At 53.5% G+C, this 1,995-nt stretch carries 1 protein-coding gene; it reads left to right on the top strand.

Features of this window, described 5'->3' with window-relative positions:
- On the top strand, positions 1–1,945 hold a 1,945-nt coding region (locus VN105_RS19785), incomplete at its 5' end, for a glycoside hydrolase family 3 C-terminal domain-containing protein (RefSeq protein ID WP_325643403.1).
- Positions 1,946–1,995 lie beyond the last annotated feature (50 nt).

Raw genomic sequence — 1,995 nt, 5'->3', positions numbered from 1 at the left:
TCACGGCCTGTGCCACGACAGGGCCACGCCGCTTTGTGCGCCTATTGGTATAGGCAGCACCTGGAATAAAGACCTGGTGAGCCGCGCCGGCCATATTGTAGGCCGGGAAGCCAGGCTGCTGGGGTATACCAATGTATACGTACCCATCCTTGACCCCGCAAGGGACCCACGCTGGGGAAGGGTAGTGGAATGCTATGGGGAAGACCCTTTCCTGGTAGCAGAACTGGGCAAACAAATGACCCTGGGCGTGCAGGAGGAAGGAGTGGCCTCCACACTGAAACACTTCGCAGTATACAGCGTTCCCAAAGGCGGCCGTGATGGCGATGCCCGTACGGATCCCCACGTGGCGCCGCGGGAAATGCACCAGGTATACCTGTACCCGTTCCGCCGCGTGATCACAGAAGCGCATCCCATGGGTGTAATGAGCAGTTACAACGACTGGGACGGAGAACCCATCACCGGCAGCTATTATTTTCTCACACAACTGCTGCGGCAGGTGTATGGCTTTGATGGTTACGTAGTGTCCGACAGTGAAGCCGTAGAATATCTTTTCAGTAAACATCATGTGGCGGCGGATTATAAAGACGCTGTAAGACAATCCGTGGAAGCCGGCCTGAACGTACGCACCAACTTCACCCCGCCGCAACAGTTTATTATGCCGCTGCGTGAACTCGTAAAGGAAGGCAAAGTGTCTATGAAAACCATCGACAGCAGGGTAGCAGATGTGCTCCGTGTAAAATTCCGTCTTGGTTTATTTGATCATCCTTATACGGAGGCAAAACTAGCGGATAAAGGGGTACATACTGCTGCGGACGAAGCATTTGCACTTCAGCTGAACCGCGAATCACTGGTACTCCTGAAAAATGAAAAAGAAACCCTGCCGCTGAACAAACAACAGGTACGCCGTATCCTGGTAACGGGTCCGCTGGCGGATGCCACCACCCACGCGGTAAGCCGTTACGGCCCCTCCAATAATAAAGTAACTTCTGTACTGGAAGGCATCACCCAACAAGCCGGCAAAAACATTACCGTACAATATGCCAAAGGCTGTGATATCGTAAATCCCGGGTGGCCCGGCACAGAACTGGTGCCCACTCCGCTGGACTCCGCAGAAAAAGCCGGTATAGCCGACGCCGTTAGTAAAGCGCAGCAGTCGGATGTGATCATTGCCGTTGTGGGAGAAGACGAAAAACGGGTAGGGGAAAGTCTTTCCCGCACTGACCTTTCCCTGCCCGGCCGGCAGCTTCAGCTGCTGCAGGCATTACACGCTACGGGCAAACCGGTGATTGCCGTACTGATCAACGGGCAACCCCTCACCATTAACTGGGAACAACAAAACCTGCCCGCTATACTGGAAGCCTGGTTCCCTGGTCCGCAGGGAGGTACAGCCATTGCCGAAACCATCTTCGGAGATTATAATCCCGGTGGCCGCCTTTCGGTCACCTTCCCCAAAACAATGGGACAAATAGAACTGAACTTTCCGTACAAGCCCGGATCGCACGCAGGGCAACCATCTTCAGGCAATAACGGTTACGGCCGTACGAGTGTGAACGGCGCCCTGTATCCTTTCGGGTATGGACTCAGCTACACCTCATTTGCCTACAGCAACCTGGTGGTAACCCCTGAAAAGCAGGCCAGCCAGGGCGATATACAGGTAAGCGTGGATATAACGAATACGGGTAAACGTAAAGGCGATGAAGTAGTACAGCTTTATATAAAAGACAAAGTAAGCAGCGTAACCACCTATGTAATGCAGCTCCGCGGCTTTGAACGCATCACCCTGGCGCCGGGCGAAAAGAAAACCCTGCACTTCACATTACACCCCGACGCACTCGCCCTCCTGGACCGCAACATGAACTGGACCGTAGAACCCGGTGAATTTGAAGTACTGGCAGGCGCTTCCTCGGAAGACATCCGGCTGAAGAAGGCTTTCACAATAGAATAGGGATCGCCTTCGGCGATGTAAATTGTCTTATTGCAGGATTAAACTGATTA

The sequence above is a fragment of the Chitinophaga sp. genome, from assembly GCF_035564935.1.
In the GTDB taxonomy this organism is placed as follows: domain Bacteria; phylum Bacteroidota; class Bacteroidia; order Chitinophagales; family Chitinophagaceae; genus Chitinophaga.
This window is presented reverse-complemented; position numbering and strand designations above follow the sequence as displayed.